Source organism: Natronorubrum tibetense GA33 (assembly GCF_000383975.1).
Taxonomy (GTDB): domain Archaea; phylum Halobacteriota; class Halobacteria; order Halobacteriales; family Natrialbaceae; genus Natronorubrum; species Natronorubrum tibetense.
Genome location: NZ_KB913017.1, coordinates 434430 through 460421 on the forward strand (window position 1 = coordinate 434430; position 25992 = coordinate 460421).

Consider the following 25992-nt stretch of genomic DNA (forward strand, 5'->3'; position numbering starts at 1 on the left):
TGAACGACCAAGTAGTGCTCACCCGTTTGGACGACCATGAGCGACGACCGCGAGCGGTGGAACGAGAAGTACAACCGGGTCGAGTGGAGCCTTCCTGACACCCCAATCCCCGAACTCGAGCGACGGCTCGCGACCCTGCCGGACGGGCGCGCACTCGACGTCGCGACCGGTACCGGGCGGAACGCACGGTTTCTCGCCGCCAACGACTACGACGTCGACGCCGTCGATATCTCCGACGTAGCGCTCGATGACGCACGGGCCCGCGCCGAAGAACGCGACCTCGAGGTGAACTGGATCCGGGCCGACCTGGCCGAGTTCGATCTGGAGACCGACGCCTACGACGTGATCACGGTGAGTTTCTTCGCGGCGCTCGAGCACCTGCCCGCGCTCAAGGAGGCGTTGGCACCCGGCGGCGTGCTCGTCTACGAACACCACCTGCGCTCGAGCGACGCGGTCGAGGTGGGTCCCTCGAGCGAGCGGTTTCAGTACCGGTCGAACGACCTCCTCCGGGCGTGTCTCGACCTGACGATCCTCTCCTACGAGGAACGACGGCGACCGGTTTCCGGCGGTATCGCCGCGGTCGCGACGCTCGTGGCTCGGAACTCGAGCGGTGGTACCCAGTCGTACCCGAAGCATCCGGCGCGCGACTAGTCCTGAGAATCGTCTGCCGTTTCGTCGCCGTCATCCATGGATCCCTCGTCGCCGTCTTCCTCTCCTTCGTCGTCCGTCGGTTCCTCGCCGTCGCCGTCCGTCTCTCCGTCGTCAGCCGACGCCTGCGCCTCGAGTGCGTTCTCGACGCCGGAGACGATGTTCCCCGCTGTCGTGCCGCCTTCGTTGCGCCAGTGGACCTCGCCATCGCCGTCGATGGCGATCAACGTCGGGAGGACCCGAACGTTGTAGTAGTCGTTGAGCACGCCGCGTTCGTCGATACCGACCGTCCAGTTGCCGTCGTGTTCGTCCCACCAGTCGGCCAGTTCCGCCGGCGAGTTCATCGGGCCGGCCGAGTCGTCGAAGAGGGATATAACGTCGACGTCGGCCTCGGCGGCCTCGAGTTCGGCTCTCGCCTCGTTGATCGCGGGCAGCAACCCCAGACTGGTCGGGCAATCCGTCCGGGTGAAGTTGATGAGTATTACCTGCCCCTCTCGCGGAATCGTGACGGTTCCCGCTTCGCTACCGGGTGCGTCGAGAGTTTGGAGTTCGAACGGCGGCGAGTCGTCGATCGTTTCGCTTTCGCTTTCGTCGGCGGAATCGTCGTCTCCGCTGTCGAGGCAGCCGGCACAAGCGATCGAAACGGTCCCCGCGCCGGCGATCACGAACTCCCGTCGTCTCATCGCGACCACCGTCCGTCATTCGGATCCGATTTCGACACGCGCTCGAAACGGCCGGCGCTCTCGAGTCCGATCCGGCGCCCTCGGTGTCTCACAATAGTTCACTCTTGGACGCTGGTACCAAAGAATCAACGGTCTCGACCAGCTCACTGAGCGGCTACCGGAACCCACGTAGCAGTGTTCGGGTGATCGTTCGCTTCGATCCCACATTCTCACACGAAACTCTGAGTTTCTCTCAGGCCGATACGGCACCGAAACAATTATGCATATTTTCGCCTAGTAGGTGGTTATACAGCATGACCAACTGCTCGAGTCGAGTGCTCCTCCGGGTCCTCGACGAGCGCGGGGCGGTCGAAACGACGTCGCTTGCGGACGCACTCGGCGTCCATCCGGTGACGGTGAGCAAGGAGTGTCACGAACTGCAGTCCGACGGCCACATTCGGCAGATTTCGGGCGGCGTGTACGCGATTACGGACACCGGCGAGCGACACCTCGAGACGCTTTCTGAGTAGCGATAGCTCGGTCCCAACGATCAGGATTCCGGCCGCTGTCGCCGTTCTCGTTCGATCGTCGTCACGTAGATCCCCGCGAGGACGACCAGTCCGCCGACCACGGTCACTGCGTCGGGAACCTCCGCGAGCAACACCAACGCGAGCAGCGTCGCCCCGACGGGTTCGCCGAGCCAGGCGACGCTGACCACAACCGACTCGAGGTGTTTCAACACCCAGTTGATGACGGTGTGTCCGAAGACGCCGGGACCGACGGCCATGCCGAGAAAGAGCAGCCACTCCCGCGGCGGATACGCCAGGAAGTCGTGGCCCTGCGCGCCGACGAGCAGACACAGCGTGAGCGCACAGGCCGTGTAGACGACGGTGACGTAGGGAAACAGCGAGACGCGCTGGCGGATCGACCGGCCGGCGAGCACGTAGCCCGCGACGGTGACCGCTCCGAGCAGCGCGAGGGAGTTTCCGTACAGTGTCGAATCGGAGATCGGCGCCTGACCGGCGTCGCCGAACGACATGACGGCAGCGCCGACGATGGCGACGGTGATCCCCAGGACGGTCTCGCGGTTGATCCGCTCGCCGAGGACGAGCGCCGCCCCCAGCGCCACGAAGATGGGCTGGCTCTGGACGATGGTCACGCTCGCGGCGACGCTCGTGTGATTTAGGCTCTCGAACCACGCCGCGAAGTGGATCGCGAGGGCGACCCCCGCGAGGATCGCAAAGCCGAGGTCCCGACTCGAGAGTCGACCGAACTCCTCGCGGTAGCGGAGCAAGGCGACCGGGGCGATCAGCGCCGTCGTGAACAGCACCCGGTAGAAGGCCGCGACCGAACTCGGGGCCGCACTCCAGCGCACCAGGATGGCGCTGGTGCTCGCCGCGAACACGGCAAATGCTAGCGCGACGACGGGCGTTACCTCGAGATCGGAACTGCGCACGGTTCGTGACACTCAGCGGAATCTCAAACCCCTTCCGAAACGGGGTGCTTCGAGGATCTTCCGACCGACCTCGAGTCATCCCCGGTTCGAGCGTGAAATCGGCGGGTCCGGATCGCTGTTGTTAAAAGATCGGCGGGTCCGGATCGCTGCTGCTAAAGGGCCGAGTGCGGGAGTGCTCGTATGGACGAGCGGACGGTCGGCACCGTGTGCGTACTCGCATCTGCCGTCGGGTTCGGAGCCACCGGGATCTTCGGCACGCTCGCGAGCGATATCGGTCTCTCGATCCCGACCGTCCTCGTGTTCCGGTTCGTCATTGCGGCCGCAGTCCTCTGGCTGTTGCTTGCGCTCCGCGGCCGAGCGCGACTGCTCACCGGCGCCACGCTCGGCCAGGCGACCGTCCTGGGCGTCGCCGGATTCGGTGCGATGAGCGGCTTCTACTTCTGGGGGCTGGAGTATCTGACCGCGGGGCTGGTTGCCATCGTCCTCTACACGTATCCGGCGATCATCGTCGTCGTAACGATCGTTATGAACCCGAACCGCGTCAGTCGAACGCTCGTCGCCGCGCTCTGTCTCTCGCTCGGCGGCGTCGGTCTCATCGTCGGCGCGGATCCGGCCGGCGCCGATCCGCGAGGCGTGCTCATCGTCTTCTGCGGCGCCGTGAGCTACGCCGGCTACGTGATCGGCAGCGAGCGCGTCCTCGAGTCCGTCGACCCGGAGCTCCTGACGGCACACGTCCTGCCGGCGGCCGGTGTCGCCTTCCTCACCATCGGCGTCGCGATGGACGCGTTTGCAGTGCCGTCGGCGAGCGAGACGACAGCCTGGGGCGTACTGACCGCGCTGTCGATACTCTCGACCGCGGTGCCGATCCTCCTGCTGTACGCCGGACTGCCGCGGCTCGGGGCGAGCAGGGCCGGCATCGTCAGCACCGCCGAACCGGCCGTCGCCGTCGTCCTCGGCGCGGCGATACTCAGCGAGTCGGTGACGGCCACGACGGTGCTCGGCGGCGGACTCGTCGTCGTCGGCGTCCTCCTGATTCACCGTCGAACGTGAGTGCAAAATCGTTCTTCGTCGGTCGTCAAACGGGCGGGTCGACCCTATATTCGGCTCGCCCGGTAGATCATCGCGACGTCGCGATCGACATCCTCGAGACCGATGATGTCGTCCTCCGTTAGCTCCTCTGCGTCCCAGTCCTCGACGAACTCGAGGGCGTCGTCCTCGTCGCCGAAGGCCCGCGGATTGATCGTCATCGGATCGTCGACTGCGGTCTCGTCGGTGATGAGGACGTAGTGCGCCTCGGTCGCGTCGACGAGGTCTCGCGTCTCGTAGTCCATCGTCCAGGCGTTTTCGATCGGCGAGTCGGACGCCATCGCGGCGACGTACGCGAACAGGCAGCCGGTCGTGTCGAAGATGGCTCCCGTCCCGTCCTCGTGGGCCAGTTGTGCGTTCCACCGGGAGTAGTTCGTCGGGGGCATCCCGCAGACCGGACAGTCCTGATCGCCGGTGAAATCGACCGGATCGTCGCCCGGATGCTCCATGTTCGGCTCGATCAGCCGTTCGTCGGTACCGTCCTCGTCCTCGTCGTCGGCCTCGTCGTCATCGCCACTACAGCCCGCGAGCCCCGCAATCGCACCCGCCCCGAGGAGCCCGAGCAGTCGCCGCCGCTCGAGCGGAAGCCGATCACGTTCAGTCATACGTGTGGCTATCGGTCGGATCACCAAAACGCACGTGGTTCGACCGTCGAATCGACTGTCGCTCGGTGGGAGACGGCGTGATCGCTCACTCGAGTCGCGCCTTCGTCAGCCGATGGCGCGTTCGGAACATGCCCTCGAAACCGACCTTCGAGAACGGGCCGACCGCATCGACGACTTGGCCGATACCCGGAACGCCGCTACAGGGCAGTTCGTACTCAACGCGGTCCCGCAGAATCGTCTTCTCGCCGTCGGCGAAGAACGTGTGGGTGTGGAGCCAGTGGTCGAACGGGCCGTCGACCATCTCGTCGCGGAAGTACGCGACGCCGTCGTCCCGCTCGCGCTCCGTGATCAGCGAGGTCCAGTACTGGCGCGGACCGACGCCGAACGGCCGCGTCGACAGCGAGATTTCGGTGCCGGCCTCGAGTATCTCGGGCTCTTGCTCGCCGTTCGGGCCGATCATCGACTCGACGCGTAGCCCCATCCAGTCGGGCGTGAGGGCCTCGAGTCCCTCGATTCGGGAGTGAAACTGCCAGACATCCTCGAGCGGGGCATCGATCGTACTCTGGCGGTTGTAGGTCGGCATAGCTGTACCCACGGCGGCCGGCGTGAAAACGAAACTGCCGAACAGTGTCTCGGCCGAACTCCCGACTACTTCAGTCGCTCCTGTAGGAACGACGGATGGGCCGCGGTGACGCCGTCGATCTCGAGGATATCCTCGGAGATGATCTCGCCCAGCGCGTCGCCGTCTGCGGCGCGAACCTCGGCCATCAGCATGTGGTCGCCGCTGGAACTGTAGAGAGCTTCGATCTGGTCGAGGTCCTTGAGGGCCTTCGTCGCCTCGACGTAGCGTTCACTCGCGACGTCGATCCCAACCATGGCGATGGTCTTGCTCGAGAGCTTCTTCGGGTCGATGTCGGCCGAGTAGCCGACGATCACGCCCTCGTCCTCGAGTTTGTTGATGTACTTTCGAACGGTCGGCTTCGAGACGTCCGCGCGGTCGGCGATCTCGGCGTAGGACGCCTGGGCATCCTCTTCGAGAACGTCGAGGATGCGATCCTCCGTCGCCTGTGTGCTCATGTGATACTGTTTTGCTCCGACGGAAAAATATCTTTTGTATACGAAAACGGCCGACATTCCGGGGATGACGCCGCCATTGGGCCGGTCAGCCGCCGGTATTCGGATGTGGAGCGAACCGACGATCTCGCTGGCAGTTCGTCGCGTCGTCCACCGGGACGGGACCGAGGGACTTATTCGCGTACTGACCCGAGTTTCGGAGAAGCACATGGTCGACCCGAGCCTCATCAGCGGGACCGTCTGGCTGCTTTGTGGGATCGCGATCCTGTTTCTCGGCTACCTCATCGCGATCCGCGGACGGGCCGACCTGCACGCGAACTACGACGAGTCGGTCGATCCGGCGTACGTCTCGCGGTGGGCCGGCGGCACCGCCCTGCTCATGGGCGCGCTCGTCGTCGCCTACGGGATCCGCGAGATGCTCTACGGCTTCCAGCCCGTTGCACTCGGCGGGCTCCTCGTGGCGTTGCTCGTCCTGAGCTACCTCACGAAACTGTTCGCACGCGGGTTCGGTTACCGCGGGTGAAAGCGTTCGTCGCACGTCGGCCCACCCGGTGATGACCGGTGGTGTAATATGCCACGAGTGTCAATAAACCAAACATGTCTCCCGGCGACGGCACTCATCGATCCGCCCTCCTCCTGGCAGTCGTCGCGCTCGCCTGTCTGAGCGCCGGCTGCGTCGCTCTTCCCGACGAGGGTGTCTCGCAAGACCACCTCGAGGACCGATTCGCGGAGACGGAGCCGCCCGAGGCGGTCGCCGCGACGGTCGAAGTCACCGAGACGGTCGACGGTGAAGTGACCACGCACACCGAAACCGTCTGGCTGCGCGCCGACGGCACGAGCCGGATCGAGACGGCCGAAGACGGCGCTGAGATGGTTATCATCAACGACGGCAGTGAGCGCTACTTCCACGACCGCGAGGCGAACTCCGTGTGGAGTTACGAGCTCGATTCGACCGCGACATCCTCCCTCGAGGGACTCTACGAACAGCCCGAGCGGTACGTCGAGAGCTACGACGTGACCGACATCGAGGAGACGACGGTCGACGGCCGCGACGCCTACCGCGTCGTGTTCGATCCGCCGGCGAACGAGACGATCGACCGCTCGATCAGCGTCCGGCTCGGTCCCGACGAGTACGTATTACCGCTCGAGACGAGCGAGGTGGATACTGCCGAGCGAAGCGCCGACCGGGTCGAACTCTGGCTCGATCAGGAGACCATGTTCCCGGTCAAACACGCCATCGCCGGCGACGGGATCGAACTGGAGACGGCCTATCGATCCCTCTCGCTCGACGAGGCGCTCGAGGAGGGGCTGTTCGACCCGCCCGAGACCGACGACGGAGCCGACTCCGAGGAGTTCGTGCTGCCGACGATTACTCACCACGAATCCGTCGCCGAGGCCGACGCGGCGGCACCGTTCTCGGTCGCCGAACCCGAGGCCGACGTGCTTTCCGACGGCGTCGAACTCGAGGAGATCAGTCAGTACGAGTTCCACGACGAGGACCGAACCCAGGTGACGCTGAGTTATCGGAACGGGGACGGCGATTCGATCGCGGTCACCACGAGCGACGGCCAGCGGCAGTTCGCGACCGGGGGCGATCCGGTCGCCGTCGGGAACGCGACGGGAACGATCGCCCACACCGACGAGGGAACCGAACTCCAGTGGTCGTGTGACAACCTGTACTACTCCGTGTTCGCCGGCGACGGGTACGAAAGCGAGACAGCCATCTCGATCGGAGAGTCAGTCTCGTCTGCGTGTTAACGACCGGAGCCGACGCGCGAACTCGTCACGGCCGAGCCGCCGGCCGAAGTCACGGCGACCCTCGAGGTGACGATCAAGCGCGACGGCGAACGGGAGACAATTACCGGACGCGGTAGCTCATCGGGACTATTACGGGTAAAAATCGAATCTCGTCTCGAGCGGCGTCGAAACACTTCCTCGAGGGTTATTTGTGGCGGTCGAGCAGGTCGTAGCTGCGCTCCCACTCACTGTCCTCGTCGAAGTAGCGCTCGGCGAGGGGCTGATCGGGCATCTCGCCGACTGCGGCCTTCTCCTCCTGGTAGGACGGTCGGTCCTCCTCGACGAAGTACCGACCCGTCAGGACGGTCCCCTCGTTGAGGACGTCCTCGGTCTCGCGCATCATCTCGGCGGCCTCCACCCGGTCGTGGACGTCGAACTCGTAGTCCTCGGACTCCTGGACGTCGATATAGGGGACGTACTGCCGGGCGTCCTTGTTCCAGGTCGGACACTGCGTCAGGAAGTCGACGTGGGCGAAGCCGTCGTGTTCGATGGCCTCCGCGATGATCTCCTTGGCCTGGTTCGGGTTGACCGCGGCCGTGCGAGCGACGTAGCTCGCGCCGGCGTTCAGCGACATCGACAGCGGACGCAGCGGCATCTTCGCGCTGCCCGAGGGCTGAGTCTTGGACTTGTGGCCCTTCGGACTCGTCGGCGAGGTCTGGCCCTTCGTCAGGCCGAAGATCTCGTTGTTGAAGACGATGTAGGTGATGTCGTGGTTCTCCCGGGCCGTGTGGATCCAGTGGTTGCCGCCGATCCCGTAGCCGTCACCGTCGCCGCCGGCGGCGATGACCTCGAGTTCGGGGTTGGCGAGCTTTGCAGCCCGAGCGACGGGCAGCGAGCGGCCGTGGATCGTGTGGAACCCGTACGTGTCGAGATAGCTGTTCAGCTTGCCGGAACAGCCGATTCCGGTGACCGTCAGCACCTCTTCGGGCGTCTTGCCAACTTCCGGTAGGGCCTGCTTGAGCGACTTCAGCACGCCGAAGTCGCCACAGCCAGGACACCAGGTCGGCTGCGGTTCGACACCGGGCGTGAACTCGTCCCGGTCGATCTCTCGCTCCTCTCCGATGGCGTTGAATGCACTCATGATTAGTCACCTGCAGCGGGTTCGATTCGTACCTGTGCGGTCGGCTCGCGGTCCTCCTCGGCGAGGTTGACCTCGTAGCCTTCGACGACTTCCGCCGGTTCGAACGGGTTCCCGTTGTACTTGAGGAGACTGGTCATCTTCTCGCCGAAGAGACCCAGTTCCTTCTGGATGAGACCGCGGAACTGTGCGGTGGCGTTCATCTCGACGACCATCGCCTCGTCGACGCTCTCTAAGAACTCGGTCATCTCTGCCTCGGGGAACGGCATCATATCCGAGACGGTAACTCCCTTGACGGAGTGGCCGTCCTCGTTGAGGCGTTCGACGGCTTCGGCGACTGCGCCGTGACTCGAGCCCCACGTGATGATGCCGTACTCGGCGTCGTCGTCGCCGTAGTAGGTCTGGTTCGAGGGGTGTTCCTCGTCGAGTTCGTCGCGAATGGTGTCGAGTTTCTCGATCCGGCGAGTCATCTGCGCGACTCGGTTGTCCGGGTCTTCCTCGATGTGTCCGACGGGACTGTGTTCGTTCCCGGTCGCGAGGTAGCGGCCGCCCTTCTGGCCGGGCAGCGACCGCGGGGCGACGTTGTTTTCGGCGTCCTCGTGGTTGAAGCGCTTGAACTTGCCGCTCGCGTCGTGAGCGGCATCTTTGAGCTCCTCCTCGGTGAGCGTCGATCCCAGATCTGGCGCGGGCTCTCGGTCGAAGAACTCGACGTCGACGTTCTTGTTCTCGCCGGAGAGCTTCTGATCGTAGATGACGATCACCGGAAGCTGGTAGTCCCAGGCGATCTCGAAGGCGAGTCTGGTCTGTTCGTAGGCTTCCTCGATGGTCCCCGGCGCGAAGACGACCCGCGAGGAGTCGCCCTGGCTCGTATAGAGGACGAACTCGAGGTCACCCTGCTCGGGCTTCGTCGGCAGGCCGGTCGACGGACCGGCGCGCATCGATTCGACGAGGACGAGCGGCGTTTCGGTCATCTCGGCGAGTCCGAGCGGTTCGCTCATCAACGCGAAGCCACCGCCGGAGGAACCGGACATGGCCTTCGCGCCGGCGTGGCTCGCACCGAGGGCGAGCGCCGCGGCGGCGATCTCGTCTTCGACTTGCTCGGAGATCCCGCCCATGTCGGGGAAGTTCTGGCTGAGGATGGTGAACACGTCCGTCCACGGCGTCATCGGGTAGCCGGCGATGAACCGACAGCCGGCGTCGATCGCGCCGTAGGCGATCGCGTTCGATCCCGACAGCAGCGCCTGCTCGGTGTCGTGTGAGCCCGTCGGCGCTCGAAGGTCGTGTTCGAACTCGTACTCCTCGTTGGTCATCTCGTAAGCCTCGTGGAGAATCTCGAGGTTCGCCTCGAGGATGTCCCCGCCCATGGCGTCGGACATCAGATTCTCGATGTGCTCGAGATCCATGTCGAGCAGGGCCGCGGTGACACCGACACCGGCGGTGTTGCGCATGACTTCGCGCCCGTGCTCTTTGGCGAGGCCGCGGAGATCCATCGGGAAGACGTGCCAGTTGTTCTCTTCGGCACGCTCCTCGAGGTTGATCTCCTCGACGTCCTCTTCGTTGACCAGCCCCTCGTCGTAGACGATGATGCCGCCATCCCGTAGCTCGTCTAAGTTCTCGGAGAGGGGTTTGATCTCCTCGTTGCCGTAGTAGGCCTCTTCCTGTGGGTTGCGAGCGAAGGAGTCGCCCAGCGAGAGCAGGAAGTTGTAGCCGTCCCCTCGTGACTGTACCTCGTGGGCTGCGGCTCGAATCTCGACGTAGGTGTGGCCGCCGCGAATACGCGACGGATAGTGCCGATGGGTGAATACGTCGAGCCCCGAGCGCATCAGCGCTTTCGCGAAGTTCTGACTCGTCGAGTCGATCCCGTCTCCGGAACCGCCTGCAACTCGCCAGATAAGTTCGTCGTCGCTCATAGTAGATCAGTGGCCGATATGGCCAACCGTGCCCTGATTTTGATCTACGTGACCTAAAGCCTTTGCTATAGATTATCATGCATCTATCGTGAAGAATGAACAACCACACAATATACGCAATTATTGACCGTGAACGTTCGGTGTACTAGTGGTTTTATCTATTGTTTGTGAACGATCGAACGACCGATAGCAGCGTCCGTGGCGCCATACTTGCGCGAGCAGAAATAATTATATACGATCTCATGACGGCGCTCTCGAGTACTCTCAGTGGTGTCTCCGATGTTGAACGACCTGACACCGTCCGAAACGTCGGTGCGCGATTCGTGACTCACTCGAGCGAAGAATGGGGCGATTGTCGGCTCGAGGGCGACACTCGAGCCCATCGAGTGTCGAGTACGGCAACGAAAACCCGGAATCGCGAAAACGGTCGTTACTGGTTGTTCGGATTACTCGGGTGATACTCCGTGTCGTACTCGCCGGGCTGGCCGTCGACGCGGTCGGGGTTGAGTCGACCGGACAGCAGCATGAAGTCGACGAGCGTCAGGGCGAGCATCGCTTCGACGACGGGAACGCCACGCGGCGGGAGAACAGGATCGTGGCGGCCGATGACCTGCTCCTCCGTGAGTTCGCCCGTCTCCCAGTCGGCCGTCTGTTGGGTTTTCGGGATCGATGTCGGCGCGTGGAGGGTGACCTCACCGTAGATCGGCTCGCCGCTCGAGATGCCGCCCTGAATGCCACCGTGGTCGTTCTCGACGGGCACAGGGTCGCCCTCCTCGTCGAACTCCCAGTCGTCGTTTCGATCCTTCCCGGTCCACTCTGCGGCCTCGGTCCCGAGCCCGAACTCGAAGGCCGTCGTCGCCGGGACCGCCATCATCGCCTGCCCAAGACGCGCGGAGAGCGAGTCGAACCGCGGCGCCCCGAGGCCGACGGGAACGCCCTGTGCCTCAAAGTAGATGCTCCCACCGATGGAGTCGCCTTCCTCCTGGTACTCGGCGATTCTGTCTTGCATTTCCTCCGCGGTTTCGGGGTGGGCACAGCGAACGTCGTTTTCCTCGCTGTGCTCGAGCATCTCCTCGAAACTGACCGCCGGCGCTTCGACGTCGCCGATCTGGTTTACGTGGGCCTTGAGTTCGATGCCCTCTCGTGCGAGCAGCTTCTTCGCGATGGCGCCGGCGGCGACCCAGTTGACCGTCTCTCGCGCGGACGAGCGGCCGCCGCCGCCCCAGTTTCGCGTGCCGAACTTCGCCGAGTAGGTAAAGTCGCCGTGGCTGGGTCGCGGCGCGGTGATGAAAGGTTCGTACTTGCCCGAGCGGGCGTCTTTGTTCTGGATGACCATCCCGATCGGCGTTCCGGTGGTGTAGCCGTCCTGAATCCCCGACTTGATCGAGACCGCGTCGGGTTCGCCGCGACTGGTCGTGATCATCGACTGGCCGGGTTTGCGTCGGTCGAGGTCGCCCTGGATGTCGTCTTCGGAAAGCTCGAGCCCCGCGGGACAGCCGGAGACGGTACAGCCCATGGCCTCCCCGTGGCTCTCGCCGAACGTGGTCACCTGAAAGAGGCGACCGAAGCGGTTGCCGTTCATTACGCCCCTCTCGGGGACGGGGACACTTAGCGGTACGTGATTCCGCAACGGTCCGAAATCGGGAAGAGGCCTCGGACGCTCCGATCGGAAATCCACGCTGCACATCCATCCCCAACGCTCTTTATTTGGAACGATGTGTCATGTCATAACATGAATCGCCGCTCGTTGCTCGCCGGCGTCGCCGCCTCGAGTGCCGCCCTCGCGGGTTGTCTCTCGCTCGCCGATCCGGCAGCCACCCAGGACGAAACGGATCCCGAACCACCCGCGGATCCGGACGATCCGATCGCCCGAGCGACGATCGGCTCCCAGAGCGAGGACGAGCCGCCCCATCGAGTCCGCCTCTGGAACCTCGACGACGATCGGCGCGCCGTCGCCCTCGAGATTGAGTCGGCCGACGGAACCACGTCGTTCGACGGGAGCTACGATCTCGACCCCGAGGCGCACGTCGCCGTTTTCCTCCACGAGCGGGACGAGTACGAGATCACCGTCGATGTAAACGGCGAGGAACAGAGCACGACCGATCTCGAGGAATCGTCGTTTGACGATCCCTGCCCCGGAACTGACCTGTTCGTCAGTGTCGGCGGGGGACTCGAGGTAACGAACGAGTCCGACGGCGACCACTGTTGATTCACCCGGCCATATAGACATCTCCGAACCGAGAATCTACGTTTTCATCCCACAGCGGCGACTACTGCCAGAGATAGAACGGATACCGTACGTTCTGGCAAACGCTTTTGTAATACTGAAGCGTAATACTACTCCGTATGACTGAGACAGTCTCCGCGAAGATTCCGGACGAGCTGAAACGGGATATCGATGACGCAGATATCAACGTGAGTGAAGTCATCCGAGACGCACTCGAGAACGAGGTAACGGAGCGTCGACGGGAAAAGCTTCGAAACGACGCCGCTTCCCTTCGGAATGACGTCGGTGACGGTGTGGAGACGGACGAGATCGTCTCTGCTATCCGAGAGACGCGCGAGGAGCGATAACGGATGTCTGCTTCGTATGTGTTCGATGCGAGCTCAGTAGTCGATGTGGTTCTCGGACGAGGCGGAGCAAGCGTCGGGATCGACCTCCTGTTCGACGAATACTGGCTCGATTTGACGCGATACGAGGCGGCGAACGCGGTCTGGAAAATCGGCGTCGCTCGAGACGAACTACGCGATTCAGAGATCGAGGAGGCGATCGACATCCTCGATCGGCTCGAGCGCGAGATGGGGTTCGCAGTAGCGACGGGGTCGGAGACGATTGATGTGGCTCAGGAGACCGGCCTGACATTTTATGATGCATCGTATCTCGCTGTCGCCCAGCGAGAAGAACTCACACTGGTTACCGAGGACGGTCCCCTCAGAGACGCAGCTGACGGTCAGGGTGTATCGACCGCCCAGGTCCGGACGCTCGAGTAGACTCGAATTCAGTGTCCCGTCGGTCCAGTCACCGATCGACGACCGCCATGGCGTGCTGGGAATCGGAGGAACGAGCTACCATGCGGCCACCAACTCGTCGAACTCGCAGCTGCCAGCGGCACCAGCATCTGGTCGTCGGGACGATTCGATCGGCGTCAGAGCGGTGTTCGGATCGTCTCAGGGCAGTTCGAACTCGATCGCCGCCCCCTGTCCAAAGCCGACGCACTCGGTCGCGATGCCGCGCTCGACGCCCTCGCGGTTCATCTCGTGGACGAGCGTGACCGGCAGGCGCGCGCCGGAGGCACCCAGCGGGTGGCCGATGGCGATGGCACCGCCGTTGACGTTCAGCTGGTCGTCCGGAATCCCCAGTTCCCGCTGGGAGTAGATCGTCTGGCTCGCGAAAGCCTCGTTGATCTCGACGAGCCCGTAGTCGTCGATCTCCCGGCCGGCGCGCTCGAGCAGCCCCTCGGTGGCCGGAACGGGTCCAACGCCCATCTCGGTCGGGTCGACGCCGGCGACGTAGCTGGTGCCGACTTCGGCGAGAACTTCGAGGTCGTTCTCGTCGGCAAACTCGCGGCTGGTGAGCAGGAGACCCGCTGCACCGTCGGCGATCTGGGAGGCGTTACCTGGTGTGACGGTGCCGTCCTCTTTGAAGACGGCCGGCAACTCGGCGAGTTTCTCGGGAGTTGTTCCGGGACGCAGGCCCTCGTCCTCGTCGTGGATTCCGTCCGCCGTCTCGAGGGGGACGATCTCGTCGTCGAACGTTCCTTCCTCGGTGGCTTCGACGGCGCGCTGCTGGCTGCGCGCGCCGTACTCGTCCTGTTCCTCACGGGAGACGCCGTACTTCTCGGCGACCTTTTCCGCGGTCATCCCCATCTGGAGGTTGCGCATGCCGTACTCCTCGTCGAGTTTCGGGTGCATGCTCCCGCTCTCGGCCGAGCCCATCTTCACGCGGCTCATGCTCTCGACGCCGCCCGCGAACACCGCCTGCTGTCGGCCCGCGGCGATCGAGTCCGCAGCGCTGATGATCGCCTGTGCTGAGGATGCACACTGTCGATCGATGGTGGTCGCGGGAACCCCCTCGCCGAGGTCGGAGAAGAGGGCGATCTGCCGGGCGATGTTCGCTCGCTGTTCGTCGCGCTGCTGGGCACAGCCCCACATCAGGTCGTCGATATCGTCCCCGGAGAGGCCGGTCTCCGCGAGCATCTCGTTGACCAGCGGGATGGACATGTCCTCGCTCCGGAATTCGGACAACGCGCCGTCTTCTCTTCCCTGTGCCGTTCGGACCGCACTAACGATTACCGGTGTGGTGTCTGCCATGGTTTATCACCATCTTTGTATGCACATATAGCTAGGTACATCGGTAACATCTCCGACTATATGCTATCCACCGTAAACGTCACGCGGTGGTTTGCTTAGCTTCGTTACTCGAGTTGCTCGAGCGCGACGCCGAGATCCTCGAGCAGTCCGAAGAAGCCGGGAAACGAGACGTCGACGTGGTCGGCCCCCTCGACGGTCGTCTCGCCGTCGGCGACCAGTCCGGCGAGCGCGAGCGACATGATGATCCGGTGGTCGCGACGGCCGGAGACCGTCGCCCCCACGAGATCGGAGTCGTCGCCGTGAATCGTCAGGGAGTCGCGCTCTTCGGTCGTCTCGACGCCCATCTTGCCCAACTCCTCGGCCATCGCGCTGACGCGGTCAGTCTCCTTGAATCGGACGTGCTCGGCGTTCGTAATGTGGGTGTCGCCGTCGGCGACGGCCCCGAGTGTGGCGATGGTCGGCAGCAGGTCGGGCGTGTCCTCGACGTCCACCTCGATACCCGAGAGCGGGGCGCTCGAGACGTCGATCGTTCCCGCCTCGCGGTCCCACTCGACGTCGGCTCCCATTCGGTCGACGATATCGACGATGGCCGTGTCGCCTTGCGCACTCGGGTTCGCGCCCTCGATTCGCACGCTTCCGCCGTCCGCGCCGGCGATAGCACCCGCCGCGAGCGGGTACGAGATCGACGAGAAATCGCCCGGAACGGCGTACTCGCCGCCGACCGGCTCGTAGGACTGCCCGCCGTCGACCGCAAAGCCGTCCTCGGTCTGGCGCGCGTCGACGCCGAAGTCGGCGAGCACCTCGAGCGTGATGTCGACGTACGGTGCGGACTTGAGGTCGGTCTCGAGGTCGATCTCGATCCCCTCGTCGGTGACCGCACCGGCCATCAGGAGCGCGGTGATGTACTGCGAGGAGACGTCGCCCGGAATGGAGACCGTACTGCCCGACAGCGGGCCGGTGACGACCAGCGGTGCCTGCCCGTTGCCCCGAGTGCTGAACGCCTCAGCGCCGAGGTCCGCAATCGCCTCGAGCAGCGGTCCCTGCGGGCGCGTGCGCAGCGATTCGTCTCCGGTGAGTACCGAGGAGCCGTCCGCGAGCGCTGCCGCGGCGGTCACGAGACGCATCGTCGTTCCGCTGTTGTCGCAGTCGATGACGTCCGCGGGCACGTCGGGCCGGCCGTCGAAGCCGTCGATCTCGAGGGTCCCGTCCTCGCGTCGCTGCACGTCGCCGCCGAACAGGTCGACGGCGCGAGCGGTCGCCTGCGTGTCCGCGCTCCAGAGGCCGTCTCGAACGGTCGCTTGCTCCGCGTAGCCCGCGGCGAGGATCGCCCGGTGCGTGTAGCTCTTCGACGGCGGTGCCCGCGCGACTCCCTCGACGCTCGAGGGCGTGATACTGACGTTCATGCTCGGTCTGTGGGGTGGCCTCCCTATACCGATACCGATCCCAGAAGTCGAGCATCGGGTTTCGCGCGTCGAACTCCGGCCCCGACCGCGAACGCAACAGGAGAGCAACGGGAGTGTTAGTCTCCGGACTGGAGCTCGCGTTCCCGCTTGAGTCGTTGACAGCCGAAGACTAGCGAATCGGGAATGTCGGTCGCCTCCGCTTGTAAGACGTCGAAAACGACGGCGACCTCGTCGAATCGGGGGCCGCGGGAGGCGACGAACGGCTCGGAGTGCCACTCGACGAACTCCATGTCCGCCAACAGCGGGAGATGGCAGTGGAACAGTTCCCGTCGAAGGTCGTCCGGATCAGGGGGTACGTTTGGGTTCACCGCGCTCTCCGGCAGCGGAACGGATTCGTCGGCTGGACTGTCGAGCAAGGAGACGACGAGTTGCCGACGTGGCTCGGCAGAGAGGGCCTTGAAAACGGCGTTCCAGCCGCGAATGACCCGCTTTCCGTTCTCGAAACGTACTCCGGTCATACTCGCTCATTCGTGCGGTAGAACATAAATAATTGTGATGGTTAGCGAGCGGTTACGCTTTGACTCTCGAGCCCTGCCCAGCCAATCCGGAAACCGGGTACCGGCAACGCGTCCTGAAGGTGGAACACGCATCACGGACAGCCGATAGAAGACGCGATGTCCCGTATCGGTTCGTCGACCGTCAGGCTCGAGACCTCGTAGTTCAGGTCGTCACACTCCCAGAAGACGCTCTGGATCCGGCCATCCCGGTAGTAGGCCGTCAGGCCGTCGACCTCGATTTCCTCGAGGACGTTCGAGCTGAACCGTCTGACCTCCCGAACGACCACGAACAGTTCCCGAGCGACCGCGTTCGGATCATTGTACCACAGCGTCGTCGTCGTTCCGAACCGTTCGGCCTTCTCGACGACGGTCACCCGGTCCAGTCTGTACGCATTCGGAACGTCGGGATCCGGCAGCTCGTACGGGACGGCGTCCGCCGCTTCCGTTCGCGACTCGAAGATGCCGTCCGGCTCGGGACCGTCGGTGACGACCCGTGCCTCCCTCGGCGGCTGGTACGTGAATGTCTCCGCATCCGTTCCGTCGTCAATCGAGAGGTTTTCGTACGCGACCGAGACGCTGTATTTCGTTTCGCCGTCGTCCTCAACCGCGCTCCGCTCCCCGACCGGATACCGGTACTCGTCGTCGATCCAGATCGTCCGAGCGACGTCGAGCCCCTCGAGATCGGCGGCCGACAGCGGAACGACGTACGTCGTATCCCCGACAACGAGGTCGAGCGAGCGACCGATGTCGTCGACCGGCGGACGGGTTTCGGCGATATGTGCCTCGCGTCCGTCGACGGTCGTCGTCCCGTCCTACCCCAGCCGATCCGTTTCGAGAAGGGCCTCGAGGACGAGCCGCGTTCCGTCGGTGTCGACCTTGTACGGATGATGCTGCAGATCGACGATCCCCGTCTCCGGATTGTACTCCCACGTCCGTTCGCGGTTCGTCACCGTGACGGAGCCGACAGGAGCGTTCGGATCGGTCGACTCGACCACCTCGATCCGCTGTTTGGCAGGTGGCGCTCGCACGACGTCTTCGGTACGTTCGACGGTCCCGTCGGGCGTTTCGACCGACATCGTTCGACGAGCCGCGAGATCGGTCATTCCTCGACGCGTCGCGATCGCATCCTCGACGAGTTCCGCGGCGAACTCCTCGTCGGCGGGTTCGTCCGCATCGCTACCGGGGTAGCTGAGACAGCCAGCCAGCGTGAGTGTGGCTCCCGCTGCCAGAACCCGTCGACGGTTCATATACGGGTGGATGACTGTCGTCAAATCATAAGTCTGTGGGTCCGAATCCAGTCTGCGATCGCTCGGCATCGACCGCGATCCGCGATATTATGTACACCCCGGCCACACTCCGACGTATGGATATCGACGTCGACCTCTCCTCGCTGCGAGAGTCGCTCGAGGCGAACGGAGCGGACGGCTACCTGATCGACGACGACGCGTCGGACTCCGACCAGCGGTACGTCTCCGGCTTCACCGCACCGGACCCCTACCAGACGCTCGTCACGTCCGAGGGCGTACACCTGCTCGTCTCGGGGCTCGAGTACGGCCGCGCGAGCAAGGAGTCGAGCGCCGATTCGGTGACGCGTCGAGCCGACTACGACTACCAGCAACTCGTCGCCGAACACGGCCCCTACGAAGCCAAGAGCCGACTGCTCGAGGCGTTTCTGGACGATCACGACATCGACTCGCTGGCCGTGCCCCGAAACTTCCCGACCGGAACCGCGGACGGGTTGCGAGCGCGCGGACTCGAGGTCACCGTCGAACCCGAGGGGATCGTCGAGGAGATTCGGGCGACAAAAAACGAGTGGGAACTCGCACAGATCGACGCGACCCAGGACGCCAACGAGGCGGCGATGGCGACTGCCGAGGAGTTGATCGCGACGGCCGATATCGCCGACGACGGCACGCTCGTCCACGACGGCGAGGCGCTTACGAGCGAACGGGTCAAAGAGGAGATCGAGATTACCCTGCTTCGCCACGGCTGCGGGCTCGACGATACCATCGTCGCCTGCGGTGCCGACGGCGCGGACCCGCACAATCGGGGCAGCGGCCCGCTCGAGGCGGACGAACTGATCGTGGTCGACATTTTCCCGCGGGACAAGGAGACGGGCTACTTCGCAGACATGACCCGTACCTTCGCTCGCGGCGACCCAGGCGAGGAGGCCCGGCGGCGGTACGAGGTCACCGAAGAGGCTTACGAGGCCGCCCTCGAGGCCGTCGAGGCCGGCGTTACGGGAGCCGAGGTCCACGACATCGCCTGCGACGTCATCGAGGACGCCGGCTACGAGACGCTCCGGAGCGATCCGAGCACCGAGACCGGCTTCATTCACAGCACGGGCCACGGCGTCGGACTGGACATCCACGAACAGCCGAGCGTCTCGCCGTCCGGCGGCGAACTCGAGGCCGGCCACGTAATTTCGATCGAACCCGGCATCTACGATCCCGAGGTGGGTGGAGTACGAATCGAGGACCTGGTGGTCGTTACCGAGGACGGCTACGAGAACCTGACCGACTATCGCGTGGGATTCGAGCCAAAAAACGAGTGACGGCTCGGCGAGTCGAGCCAAAGCGCGAGTGACGATTCGGCGGGTCGAGCGTCACTCGGCCGCCGACTTGGGCGACGATTCCGCCCGCTGTTCGACCTCCAGTTCTTCGAGGTCGCCCTCCGCCGTCGCCTGTTCGATCTTCGCGATCTCCTCCGCGTAGTGGAGGAAGGTGTCGACCGAAGCGACGACGACGCGGGCTTCGATCGTCAGTAACTCGATCCCGACAACGGAGACGCGCGCCCAGATGTCGATGACGACGCCCTTGTCGAGAATGCGGTCGAGCACTTCGGCGAGACTCGAGGAGTCCGGTCGTCGTTGTGGTGATGCCATTAGTGACCTCCGTCTGAGCGTCCAGCGCGAGTTCGTTTCATCACACGGGTTGCACCAGCAAGCAAATATCCGGACCGAATGCTACAAAAGGAACGCGAGGATTCGGAACGACTACCTACTGATCAATGACGCTCCTCGTGCTACCGGCCTCGACGAGGAGGCAGTTCCGATCGATGATCCGCCGTCGCATACACGCTCGGGTTTTGGCACGACTCGACCGATTCGGACGCGTGCTCCGACCTCGAGTCCATCGCGGGCAACGATGCGATACAGCACCGTACAACTGATTGTCGACGTGGCGTTCGCGACGCCCGATTTGAGCCGTTCGTATCGAACGGCTATTTTTTACATACTAACAGAATAAACGACAATCAGACCGAGACGATGATCGACCTCGCAGCGACGATCGCGATCAACGCCCTCGCGATCGGCGTCCTGTTTACCGTCCACGAGAGCGGACACTACCTCGCTGGACTGTCGATCGGGATTCCGCGCGACCGACTGCGACTCCGCTTGCTGTCGATCCCGCCACACGTTGCACTCGTCGACGGCGATGGAACACCCGTGAGTCCGTCGGCGTTCGACCGGTATCTCGACCTCCTCACGACTCACACGACCAACGTACACCAGCAGTATCGGTTCGTCGCTGGCGGACACGTCCTCGAGTGGCTGATCGTCGTCTCGAGTACGACCGTTGCACTCGGAAGCGGTACTGACCCCCTTATAACGGCTGCGTCGCTACTCGTCTACTGGTCGCTCGTGATAACCGGACTCTACCTCATCGTCGACGCCGCCGGAACGATCGTCCGCGGCTACCCACACGGTGACGCATCCGGACAGTGGTCCCTGGCTCCACGTTCGACGCTCGCGTTCTATCTCGTTTATTTCGGGACGTACCTCTGGCTCGCACGCGGTCTCGGACTGTTTTAGGCGGGCTGTCGACTCGAATCGAGATCTTATTCGTCGACCGGGACCCGCTCGCCGACCTCGAGTCCACTCCGTAACGCGGCGTGTAACCGTCCCTCGCCGGCGACCCAGTCGCCGAGACAGTACAGGCCCGCGTCCTCAGCGCGCCGAAGAGGGTCCCGGTCGACGCCATTCTCCGGCAGCGCGTACCGCCAGCCCTGGTGATCCGTCCAATCGGGCTCGAGCAGGCGCTCGTCGTCGACTATCGCCGCAGTCAACTCGGCGAGTGCCTCGAGATTCGCCGCCGGCTCTTCGTCGTACCGATCGGCGGACCACCCGGGACTTGCCTGTACGATCAGCAGCGACTCGCCGTCGGGGACGCGGCCGGCTTTGCACTCTTCCCGTGAGATCCACCCGACATCGTGGGCCTTGTCGGTGTTAACCAGCGCGTAGTAGGGTCGCTCGAGTTCGAACGGGTAGTGGAAGACCCCCGTCCAGATCGTTCGATACGAAACGTCGTCGATGACATCGACGAGTTCCTCGCGGATGTCGGCGTCCCACGCCGCCGTCCGCAGCAACTCGGCCGTCTGCGGCGCGGGAGGACTCAGGAAAATCGCGTCGAACGGCCCCCAAGAGTTCCCGTCCGCATCCTCGAGTCGCCAAATCCCACTTCCATCGTCGTCGTCCCGCCGCAGTGTCTCAACGCGCGTCTCGCGGTGGATCGTCGCCTCAGTACGGGCGAAGAGCCGCTTTGCGATCTGAGTCAGCCCCGTCTCGTAGGTCCACTTGTGCTCGTCCGCGTCCCGACCCGCCGACACCTCACCCGCGCTGTCGAAGGTCCAAACGGGATCAGTAATGTCGACCAGCCCCTCGGTGTCGAGCGTCTCCGTGAGCAATTCGACGACGCGCTCGTCGTCCGATTTGACGTAGTTCGCGCCGTAGTCGTAGATCACGTCGTCCCGGCGGCGGGTCGCCGCGCGCCCGCAGAGGCCGCGGGACTTCTCGAGCACCGTGATCTCGGGCGCGTCGAGTTCCTTCTCGAGCGTGTACGCCGCGGCTGCGGCCGCCGCACCGGCACCGACGATTCCGATCGTGGTCATACCGGTACTCCGGCCCCCTCGGGTATGTATTGCAGGCCTACAGGAACCGAACTCGGGGCCACTCACCGGACGAGCCGTCGGCTACAATTTGTAGGCCATCATCACCTCGTCGACGCACTCCCCGTCGATTTCGTAATGATCCCGCCGAATTGCCTCGGTGTCCCAGCCGTGAACGGTGAGGAATTCGAGGGCGCGCTCGTTGGTGATCGGCACGCTGTTGTACACCTTCCGGAAGCCGTTGGCTTCGGCCCACTCGACCCCGCGGGCGAGCAGTTTGGTGCCGATGCCGTTCCCCCGGTAGGCCTCGCGGACCCCGATCGTCTGCTGGGCGGTTCCCTGTGCGTGCTCGATCTGGGGCAGATCGAGGTGGGTCCAGCCGACGACGTCGCCGTCGACCGTCGCGACGAAGAACATCCGAGACTTGACGCTGTTGTGTCTGGTCACGGCGTCCTCGTAGAGCAGTTCCTCCGCGATGGTCTCCGCGACGACGTACGTCTCCGCCGCCGTCACGTCCCGAATCGTGTCGATGAGTCCGTCAAAATCAGCCTGTCTGCCGGGACGGACGAGAAACGTGCAGTCGTCGGTCTCGTACTCCGTGACCGCGCCGAACTCGAGGGCGATCTCGAGCGTTCCGTCCTCCTCTTGCAGATAGCCGTCCGACTTCAGTCCCTCGAGGTGTTCCCGAAACTCCTCGGAGGGGAGCGACACGACGTCCAGTAACTTGTGTCGCTTAACGGTCCCGTTCCGTTCGACGTATTCGTAAAGCCGTTTGCGTGCGTCCGAGGAAAACGCCGGTCGCTCCATCGCTCCCATAGGGTCGGTACGACGACCTCGGGTTTAGAGCTTGGGTAGTGTTGGCACACTGTCGACGAATTACTGACCGGACGGAACGGGCCGATCCCACGTCGGCACCGAACAGACGCTCGAGCCGACCCTCTGTCGATACCGACTCGACGACCGAGCCGATTGCTCGCCAGTCCCGAATCGAGGTCGGGCTGGCTGCTGCGTCACCGAACCGACGACCGACCCGCTTCGCGGACAGTCACTCGAGCAAATCGATCGAACGGCTTTTGCGATGCCGGGCGGTAGGAGCGAGCGATGGACGTACTGATCGTCGGCGCGGGCGCGATGGGGACGTGGTTCGGCCGCGCCACGGACGCCACCGTGACGTTCGCCGACGTGGACGCCGACGCCGCGGCCGCGGCAGCCGAACGAGTGGGGAGCGGCGCCGAGACGACGGCACTCGAGGGAACGGACAGCTACGACGTCGTCTGCATCGCGGTGCCGATGACCCACGTCGTCGACGCGGTCGCCGACCACGCCGAGCGGGCCGAACGGGCGATCGTCGACATCTCGGGCGTGATGGGACCGTCGCTCGAGGCGATGGCCGAACACGCACCGGGGCTCGAGCGAGCGAGCCTCCACCCGCTGTTTGCGCCCGAACGGGCGCCCGGGTCGATCGCGGTCGTTCGCGAGGAGGCCGGACCGACGGTCGAGACGCTGCTCGAGACCTTCGACGCGGGCGGCAACGATCTCATCGAGACGACGGCGACCGAACACGACGACGCGATGGAGACGGTCCAGGCGACGACCCACGCCGCCGTCCTCTCCTTCGCCCTCGCCGCGGAATCGGTTCCTGACGGGTTCGAGACGCCGATCTACGAGGGGCTGGGAACCCTGGTCGAGCAGTTCACCGAGGGGACCCCTCGCGTCTACGCGGATATCCAACAGACGTTCGACGGTGCCGACGCCGTCGCCGACGCGGCCGCGGCCGTCGCCGACGCCGACGCCGAAGAACTCGAGTCGCTGTACCGCGAAGCCGCCAGCCAGTGGCAGCCCGAAAGCGACGCTGACAATGCAGGGGGTCGGACCGAGACGGCCGACCACGGCGGAGCGCACGACCGCACCCAGACGACCGACGATACGACCACCACCAAATGACCGACCAACGTGAGGCCGTCCGTTCGAACGCAAAGTATCTTCGTAACGTCAGACCGATCGATCCCGACGAAATCTGTGACTACATCGACGGGAGCCCCCACCCGGCAGTCGTCCGCCAACTCCTCCGAGAAGAGGCCCCTGACCTCGGACTGCTCGAGGGCGACGACGGCACCTTCGTTCCCGTCGACGACGAGCCGGTTCGACCGAACCGGGGTCCAGTCGAGCGGTTTCCCGCCGCCTACGAACGCCGACTCGAGGACTTCCTGGTCGATCGCTACGGCGTCGACTGGCACGAGGACGCCACCGGCGAACTCCTGCGATCGACGGTTCGACGGTTCAAAGCACGATACCTCGAGCGCCAGCACGTCGAGTACGACGACGACGTCGCGGCGGGCTACGCAATCTACCACCTGCCGGGCTACTACGCCGCGGTGCAGTACGCGCTCGACGACCTCGCTGAAAGCGGCCTACTAGGTCGCAATCTCCGCGTACTCGACATCGGCGCGGGCGTCGGCGGTCCCGCGCTGGGGCTCTGTGACTATCTGCCCGACGACGCCTTAGTTGACTATCACGCGATCGAACCCAGCGCAGCCGCAGACGTCCTCGAGGAACTGCTCGAGGAGACCGGGCGGAACGTCCACCCGACGATTCACCGAACGACGGTCGAGGCGTTCGATCCGAGCGTCATCGCGAACGGGACCGACGGCGAAACCGGCGGTGGCGACGACGGCGGCGCCACCGGCTTCGATCCGACGGCGCCCGACGACGGCTTCGACCTCGTGATCGCCGCGAACGTGCTGAGCGAACTCGAGGATCCGGTCGCCGTGACGCGCTCCGCACTCGAGTTGCTCGCTCCCGACGGAACGCTGCTCGCAACATCCCCAGCGGACAAGAACACGAGCATCCAGTTACGCGAGGTCGAGCGGGAACTCGAGGACGAGCGCATCTGGACGCCCGAGCAGATGGGGGTCGGCGAGAGCGAATCCGACGGGAATGTCGACGGCGGCGACGATGACGGCGAGAGCATCGACGACGCCGGCCGACACGGACGGGTCACCGTCTACGGACCCACCGTTCGGCTCTGGTCCGGCGCACGACCGACGGATCGCGGCTGGTCGTTCGACGCCAGACCCGATCTCGAGGTCCCATCTTTTCAGCGAAAGTTCGACGAGGCGACGCCCGAACACGACGAGGAACACGCACCGGGCGAGTTCGTCAACGTCGACGTCCAGTTCTCTTACTCGCAATTGCGCCTCGACGGGCAACGGCGGATGAACGTCTCGCTCGAGGCAAGCGACTGGGCGCGCATGACCGACATGGACCAACACGTGACGAACCGGATCGATCTCGTCGCGGCGAAACTCAGTCGATCGCTGAGCGGCGACGATGACGACGACTACAGGGACGGCTCAGGCCGCTCGAATCCGCTGTTTAAGATCAGCGACGGGAGCGAGTCTATCGACCACTATGCCGTCCTCACGGGTGAAACGTCGCTCAATCAACCATTACTCGAGGCCGACTACGGCGAGATCTGCTCGTTCGAACAGATCCTCGCGCTCTGGAACGACGACGAAGGCGCGTACAACCTGGTCGTCGACGAGGAGACGATCGTGGACCGTATCGGCTGACTCACCGCTTTTTCGGCTCCGAACCACGTCGACTCGCCGGAGCAGTGCGCTCCCGATCCGTCGAAGCGGTGGGCTTTTCGCGCCGGCCTCCCACCCGACAGCTATGAGCGACCCTCTCGAGATCCTGTTGACGAACGACGACGGGATCCACAGTACAGGTATCAGGGCACTACACGACGCCCTCGCCGAGCACGCCAACGTGACCGTCGTCGCTCCGGCGACCGACCAGAGCGCCTGCGGCCGCTCGATGTCACACGAAGTCGATGTCGAAGAGCGCGAGTTGGGATACGCCGTCTACGGCACCCCCGCCGATTGCGTCGTCGCCGGGCTGGCCGAACTCGGCCCCGACCCCGACATCGTCGTCGCGGGCTGTAACAAGGGTGCGAACTTAGGCGAGTACGTCCTCGGCCGCTCGGGGACGATCAGCGCCGCGGTCGAGGCCGCCTTCTTCGACGTCCCCGCCATCGCGACGTCGATGTACGTCCCGGTCTCGGACACGCCGCTGTCCGAAATCGACCTCAGTCACGAGGAGTACGCCGAAGCGACCCGCGTGACGTCGTATCTGGTCGACAACGCGCTCGAAGCCGGCGTCTTCGACCACGCCGGGTATCTCAATATCAACGTTCCGGTGGCCGACGGCGATCCCGCACCGATCGAAATCACCAGGCCCTCGAAACGCTACGAGATGGACGCCGAGCGCAACGGCACGCGCATCCACATGCGAGACCGCATCTGGGAGCAAATGGACCCCGAAACGCTTCCCGATGCCGACGGAACGGACCGACGAGCCGTCGTCGAGGGACGAATCAGTGTCTCGCCGCTCACCGCGCCGCACTCGACGAACCATCACGACGCGCTCAGCGCGCTCGCGGAGGCGTATCTCGAGACTGGAAACGTAACGGATCGACAATCTGTCGATATATAGCCATAACCGAGACTGAGATTC

27 protein-coding genes and 1 pseudogene are annotated in these 25992 nt (G+C 64.3%); 13 read left to right on the forward strand and 15 right to left on the reverse strand.

The window, feature by feature from the left end:
• Positions 1-36: 36 nt before the first annotated feature.
• A complete protein-coding gene (locus NATTI_RS0102270; protein WP_006091898.1) occupies positions 37-651 on the forward strand; it encodes a class I SAM-dependent methyltransferase in 615 nt (204 codons plus the stop codon).
• Here NATTI_RS0102270 and NATTI_RS0102275 read toward each other — a convergent pair.
• Positions 648-1331, reverse strand: coding sequence for a TlpA family protein disulfide reductase (locus NATTI_RS0102275; protein ID WP_241434386.1), 684 nt, complete (start codon positions 1329-1331; stop codon positions 648-650). The two genes, NATTI_RS0102270 and NATTI_RS0102275, sit on opposite strands and share 4 nt — an antisense overlap.
• Before the next feature lie 293 nt (positions 1332-1624).
• On the opposite strand from NATTI_RS0102275, the gene NATTI_RS0102280 reads away from it, so the two are divergent.
• Positions 1625-1840, forward strand: coding sequence for a DeoR family transcriptional regulator (locus NATTI_RS0102280; protein WP_027119034.1), 216 nt, complete (start codon positions 1625-1627; stop codon positions 1838-1840).
• A gap of 20 nt (positions 1841-1860) precedes the next feature.
• Here the strand turns inward: NATTI_RS0102280 and NATTI_RS0102285 are convergent, their stop codons facing one another.
• Complete coding sequence (locus NATTI_RS0102285) at positions 1861-2766, reverse strand: DMT family transporter (RefSeq protein ID WP_006091901.1); 906 nt, start codon at positions 2764-2766, stop codon at positions 1861-1863.
• Positions 2767-2946: 180 nt separating this feature from the next.
• Between NATTI_RS0102285 and NATTI_RS0102290 the strand changes: the two genes are divergently transcribed.
• Positions 2947-3816, forward strand: a complete 870-nt coding sequence (locus NATTI_RS0102290) for a DMT family transporter (protein ID WP_006091902.1) — start codon at positions 2947-2949, stop codon at positions 3814-3816.
• A gap of 44 nt (positions 3817-3860) precedes the next feature.
• On the opposite strand, the gene NATTI_RS0102295 is transcribed toward NATTI_RS0102290, so the two are convergent.
• From NATTI_RS0102295 to lrpA1, 3 genes are all read right to left on the reverse strand, one after another.
• The gene (locus tag NATTI_RS0102295) at positions 3861-4457 is read right to left on the reverse strand and encodes a nitrous oxide reductase accessory protein NosL (RefSeq protein WP_006091903.1); all 597 of its coding nucleotides are present in this window, start codon (positions 4455-4457) and stop codon (positions 3861-3863) included.
• 85 nt (positions 4458-4542) lie between these two features.
• On the reverse strand, positions 4543-5040 hold the full coding sequence (locus NATTI_RS0102300; protein ID WP_006091904.1) for an SRPBCC family protein: 498 nt from the start codon (positions 5038-5040) through the stop codon (positions 4543-4545).
• A gap of 65 nt (positions 5041-5105) precedes the next feature.
• On the reverse strand, positions 5106-5534 hold the full coding sequence (gene lrpA1 / locus NATTI_RS0102305) for an HTH-type transcriptional regulator LrpA1 (RefSeq protein WP_006091905.1): 429 nt from the start codon (positions 5532-5534) through the stop codon (positions 5106-5108).
• Between the two features lie 205 nt (positions 5535-5739).
• Between lrpA1 and NATTI_RS0102310 the strand changes: the two genes are divergently transcribed.
• Together NATTI_RS0102310 and NATTI_RS0102315 are read left to right on the forward strand one after the other, a co-directional pair.
• Positions 5740-6054 (forward strand): hypothetical protein, encoded by a 315-nt coding sequence (locus NATTI_RS0102310; RefSeq protein ID WP_027119035.1) that lies wholly within the window; start codon positions 5740-5742, stop codon positions 6052-6054.
• A 74-nt stretch (positions 6055-6128) separates the two neighbouring features.
• The gene (locus NATTI_RS0102315; RefSeq protein WP_006091907.1) at positions 6129-7289 is read left to right on the forward strand and encodes a LolA family protein; all 1161 of its coding nucleotides are present in this window, start codon (positions 6129-6131) and stop codon (positions 7287-7289) included.
• A 184-nt stretch (positions 7290-7473) separates the two neighbouring features.
• Here the strand turns inward: NATTI_RS0102315 and NATTI_RS0102320 are convergent, their stop codons facing one another.
• From NATTI_RS0102320 to aroC, 3 genes are all read right to left on the reverse strand, one after another.
• Positions 7474-8409: a thiamine pyrophosphate-dependent enzyme gene (locus NATTI_RS0102320; protein ID WP_006091908.1), complete on the reverse strand. Its 936-nt coding sequence runs from the start codon at positions 8407-8409 to the stop codon at positions 7474-7476.
• Positions 8410-8411: 2 nt separating this feature from the next.
• Positions 8412-10316 carry a 2-oxoacid:acceptor oxidoreductase subunit alpha gene (locus NATTI_RS0102325; RefSeq protein WP_006091909.1) on the reverse strand — a complete coding sequence of 635 codons (1905 nt, stop codon included), beginning with the start codon at positions 10314-10316 and terminating at the stop codon, positions 8412-8414.
• Positions 10317-10746: 430 nt separating this feature from the next.
• Positions 10747-11898, reverse strand: a complete 1152-nt coding sequence (gene aroC, locus NATTI_RS0102335; protein ID WP_006091910.1) for a chorismate synthase — start codon at positions 11896-11898, stop codon at positions 10747-10749.
• Positions 11899-12048: 150 nt separating this feature from the next.
• Here aroC and NATTI_RS0102340 point away from each other — a divergent pair, with 150 nt between their 5' ends.
• From NATTI_RS0102340 to NATTI_RS0102350, 3 genes are all read left to right on the forward strand, one after another.
• Positions 12049-12525 carry a hypothetical protein gene (locus NATTI_RS0102340; protein ID WP_006091911.1) on the forward strand — a complete coding sequence of 159 codons (477 nt, stop codon included), beginning with the start codon at positions 12049-12051 and terminating at the stop codon, positions 12523-12525.
• A gap of 137 nt (positions 12526-12662) precedes the next feature.
• A complete protein-coding gene (locus NATTI_RS0102345; RefSeq protein ID WP_006091912.1) occupies positions 12663-12890 on the forward strand; it encodes a hypothetical protein in 228 nt (75 codons plus the stop codon).
• A gap of 3 nt (positions 12891-12893) precedes the next feature.
• Positions 12894-13307 (forward strand): type II toxin-antitoxin system VapC family toxin, encoded by a 414-nt coding sequence (locus NATTI_RS0102350; protein WP_049806258.1) that lies wholly within the window; start codon positions 12894-12896, stop codon positions 13305-13307.
• Positions 13308-13484: 177 nt separating this feature from the next.
• Here the strand turns inward: NATTI_RS0102350 and NATTI_RS0102355 are convergent, their stop codons facing one another.
• From NATTI_RS0102355 to NATTI_RS0102370, 4 genes and pseudogenes are all read right to left on the reverse strand, one after another.
• Positions 13485-14627, reverse strand: coding sequence for a thiolase family protein (locus NATTI_RS0102355; RefSeq protein ID WP_006091914.1), 1143 nt, complete (start codon positions 14625-14627; stop codon positions 13485-13487).
• Between the two features lie 104 nt (positions 14628-14731).
• Positions 14732-16030 carry a 3-phosphoshikimate 1-carboxyvinyltransferase gene (gene aroA, locus NATTI_RS0102360; protein ID WP_006091915.1) on the reverse strand — a complete coding sequence of 433 codons (1299 nt, stop codon included), beginning with the start codon at positions 16028-16030 and terminating at the stop codon, positions 14732-14734.
• A 116-nt stretch (positions 16031-16146) separates the two neighbouring features.
• Positions 16147-16548, reverse strand: coding sequence for a hypothetical protein (locus tag NATTI_RS0102365; RefSeq protein ID WP_006091916.1), 402 nt, complete (start codon positions 16546-16548; stop codon positions 16147-16149).
• 131 nt (positions 16549-16679) lie between these two features.
• Positions 16680-17834: pseudogene (locus NATTI_RS0102370) on the reverse strand (LolA family protein).
• Positions 17835-17950: 116 nt separating this feature from the next.
• On the opposite strand from NATTI_RS0102370, the gene NATTI_RS0102375 reads away from it, so the two are divergent.
• On the forward strand, positions 17951-19141 hold the full coding sequence (locus NATTI_RS0102375) for a M24 family metallopeptidase (RefSeq protein ID WP_006091917.1): 1191 nt from the start codon (positions 17951-17953) through the stop codon (positions 19139-19141).
• Positions 19142-19192: 51 nt separating this feature from the next.
• On the opposite strand, the gene gvpA is transcribed toward NATTI_RS0102375, so the two are convergent.
• Positions 19193-19471, reverse strand: a complete 279-nt coding sequence (gvpA, locus tag NATTI_RS0102380) for a gas vesicle protein GvpA (RefSeq protein WP_019991572.1) — start codon at positions 19469-19471, stop codon at positions 19193-19195.
• Positions 19472-19855: 384 nt separating this feature from the next.
• Here gvpA and NATTI_RS0102385 point away from each other — a divergent pair, with 384 nt between their 5' ends.
• On the forward strand, positions 19856-20401 hold the full coding sequence (locus NATTI_RS0102385) for a hypothetical protein (RefSeq protein WP_006091919.1): 546 nt from the start codon (positions 19856-19858) through the stop codon (positions 20399-20401).
• A gap of 26 nt (positions 20402-20427) precedes the next feature.
• On the opposite strand, the gene NATTI_RS0102390 is transcribed toward NATTI_RS0102385, so the two are convergent.
• Positions 20428-21477 (reverse strand): NAD(P)/FAD-dependent oxidoreductase, encoded by a 1050-nt coding sequence (locus tag NATTI_RS0102390; protein ID WP_006091920.1) that lies wholly within the window; start codon positions 21475-21477, stop codon positions 20428-20430.
• A gap of 81 nt (positions 21478-21558) precedes the next feature.
• Positions 21559-22290 carry a GNAT family N-acetyltransferase gene (locus NATTI_RS0102395; RefSeq protein WP_006091921.1) on the reverse strand — a complete coding sequence of 244 codons (732 nt, stop codon included), beginning with the start codon at positions 22288-22290 and terminating at the stop codon, positions 21559-21561.
• A gap of 285 nt (positions 22291-22575) precedes the next feature.
• On the opposite strand from NATTI_RS0102395, the gene NATTI_RS0102400 reads away from it, so the two are divergent.
• From NATTI_RS0102400 to surE, 3 genes are all read left to right on the forward strand, one after another.
• On the forward strand, positions 22576-23418 hold the full coding sequence (locus NATTI_RS0102400) for a prephenate dehydrogenase/arogenate dehydrogenase family protein (protein WP_006091922.1): 843 nt from the start codon (positions 22576-22578) through the stop codon (positions 23416-23418).
• Positions 23415-25046, forward strand: coding sequence for a small ribosomal subunit Rsm22 family protein (locus NATTI_RS0102405; protein WP_006091923.1), 1632 nt, complete (start codon positions 23415-23417; stop codon positions 25044-25046). Before NATTI_RS0102400 ends, NATTI_RS0102405 begins: the two co-directional genes overlap by 4 nt.
• A gap of 103 nt (positions 25047-25149) precedes the next feature.
• The gene (gene surE, locus NATTI_RS0102410; RefSeq protein ID WP_006091924.1) at positions 25150-25971 is read left to right on the forward strand and encodes a 5'/3'-nucleotidase SurE; all 822 of its coding nucleotides are present in this window, start codon (positions 25150-25152) and stop codon (positions 25969-25971) included.
• Positions 25972-25992 lie beyond the last annotated feature (21 nt).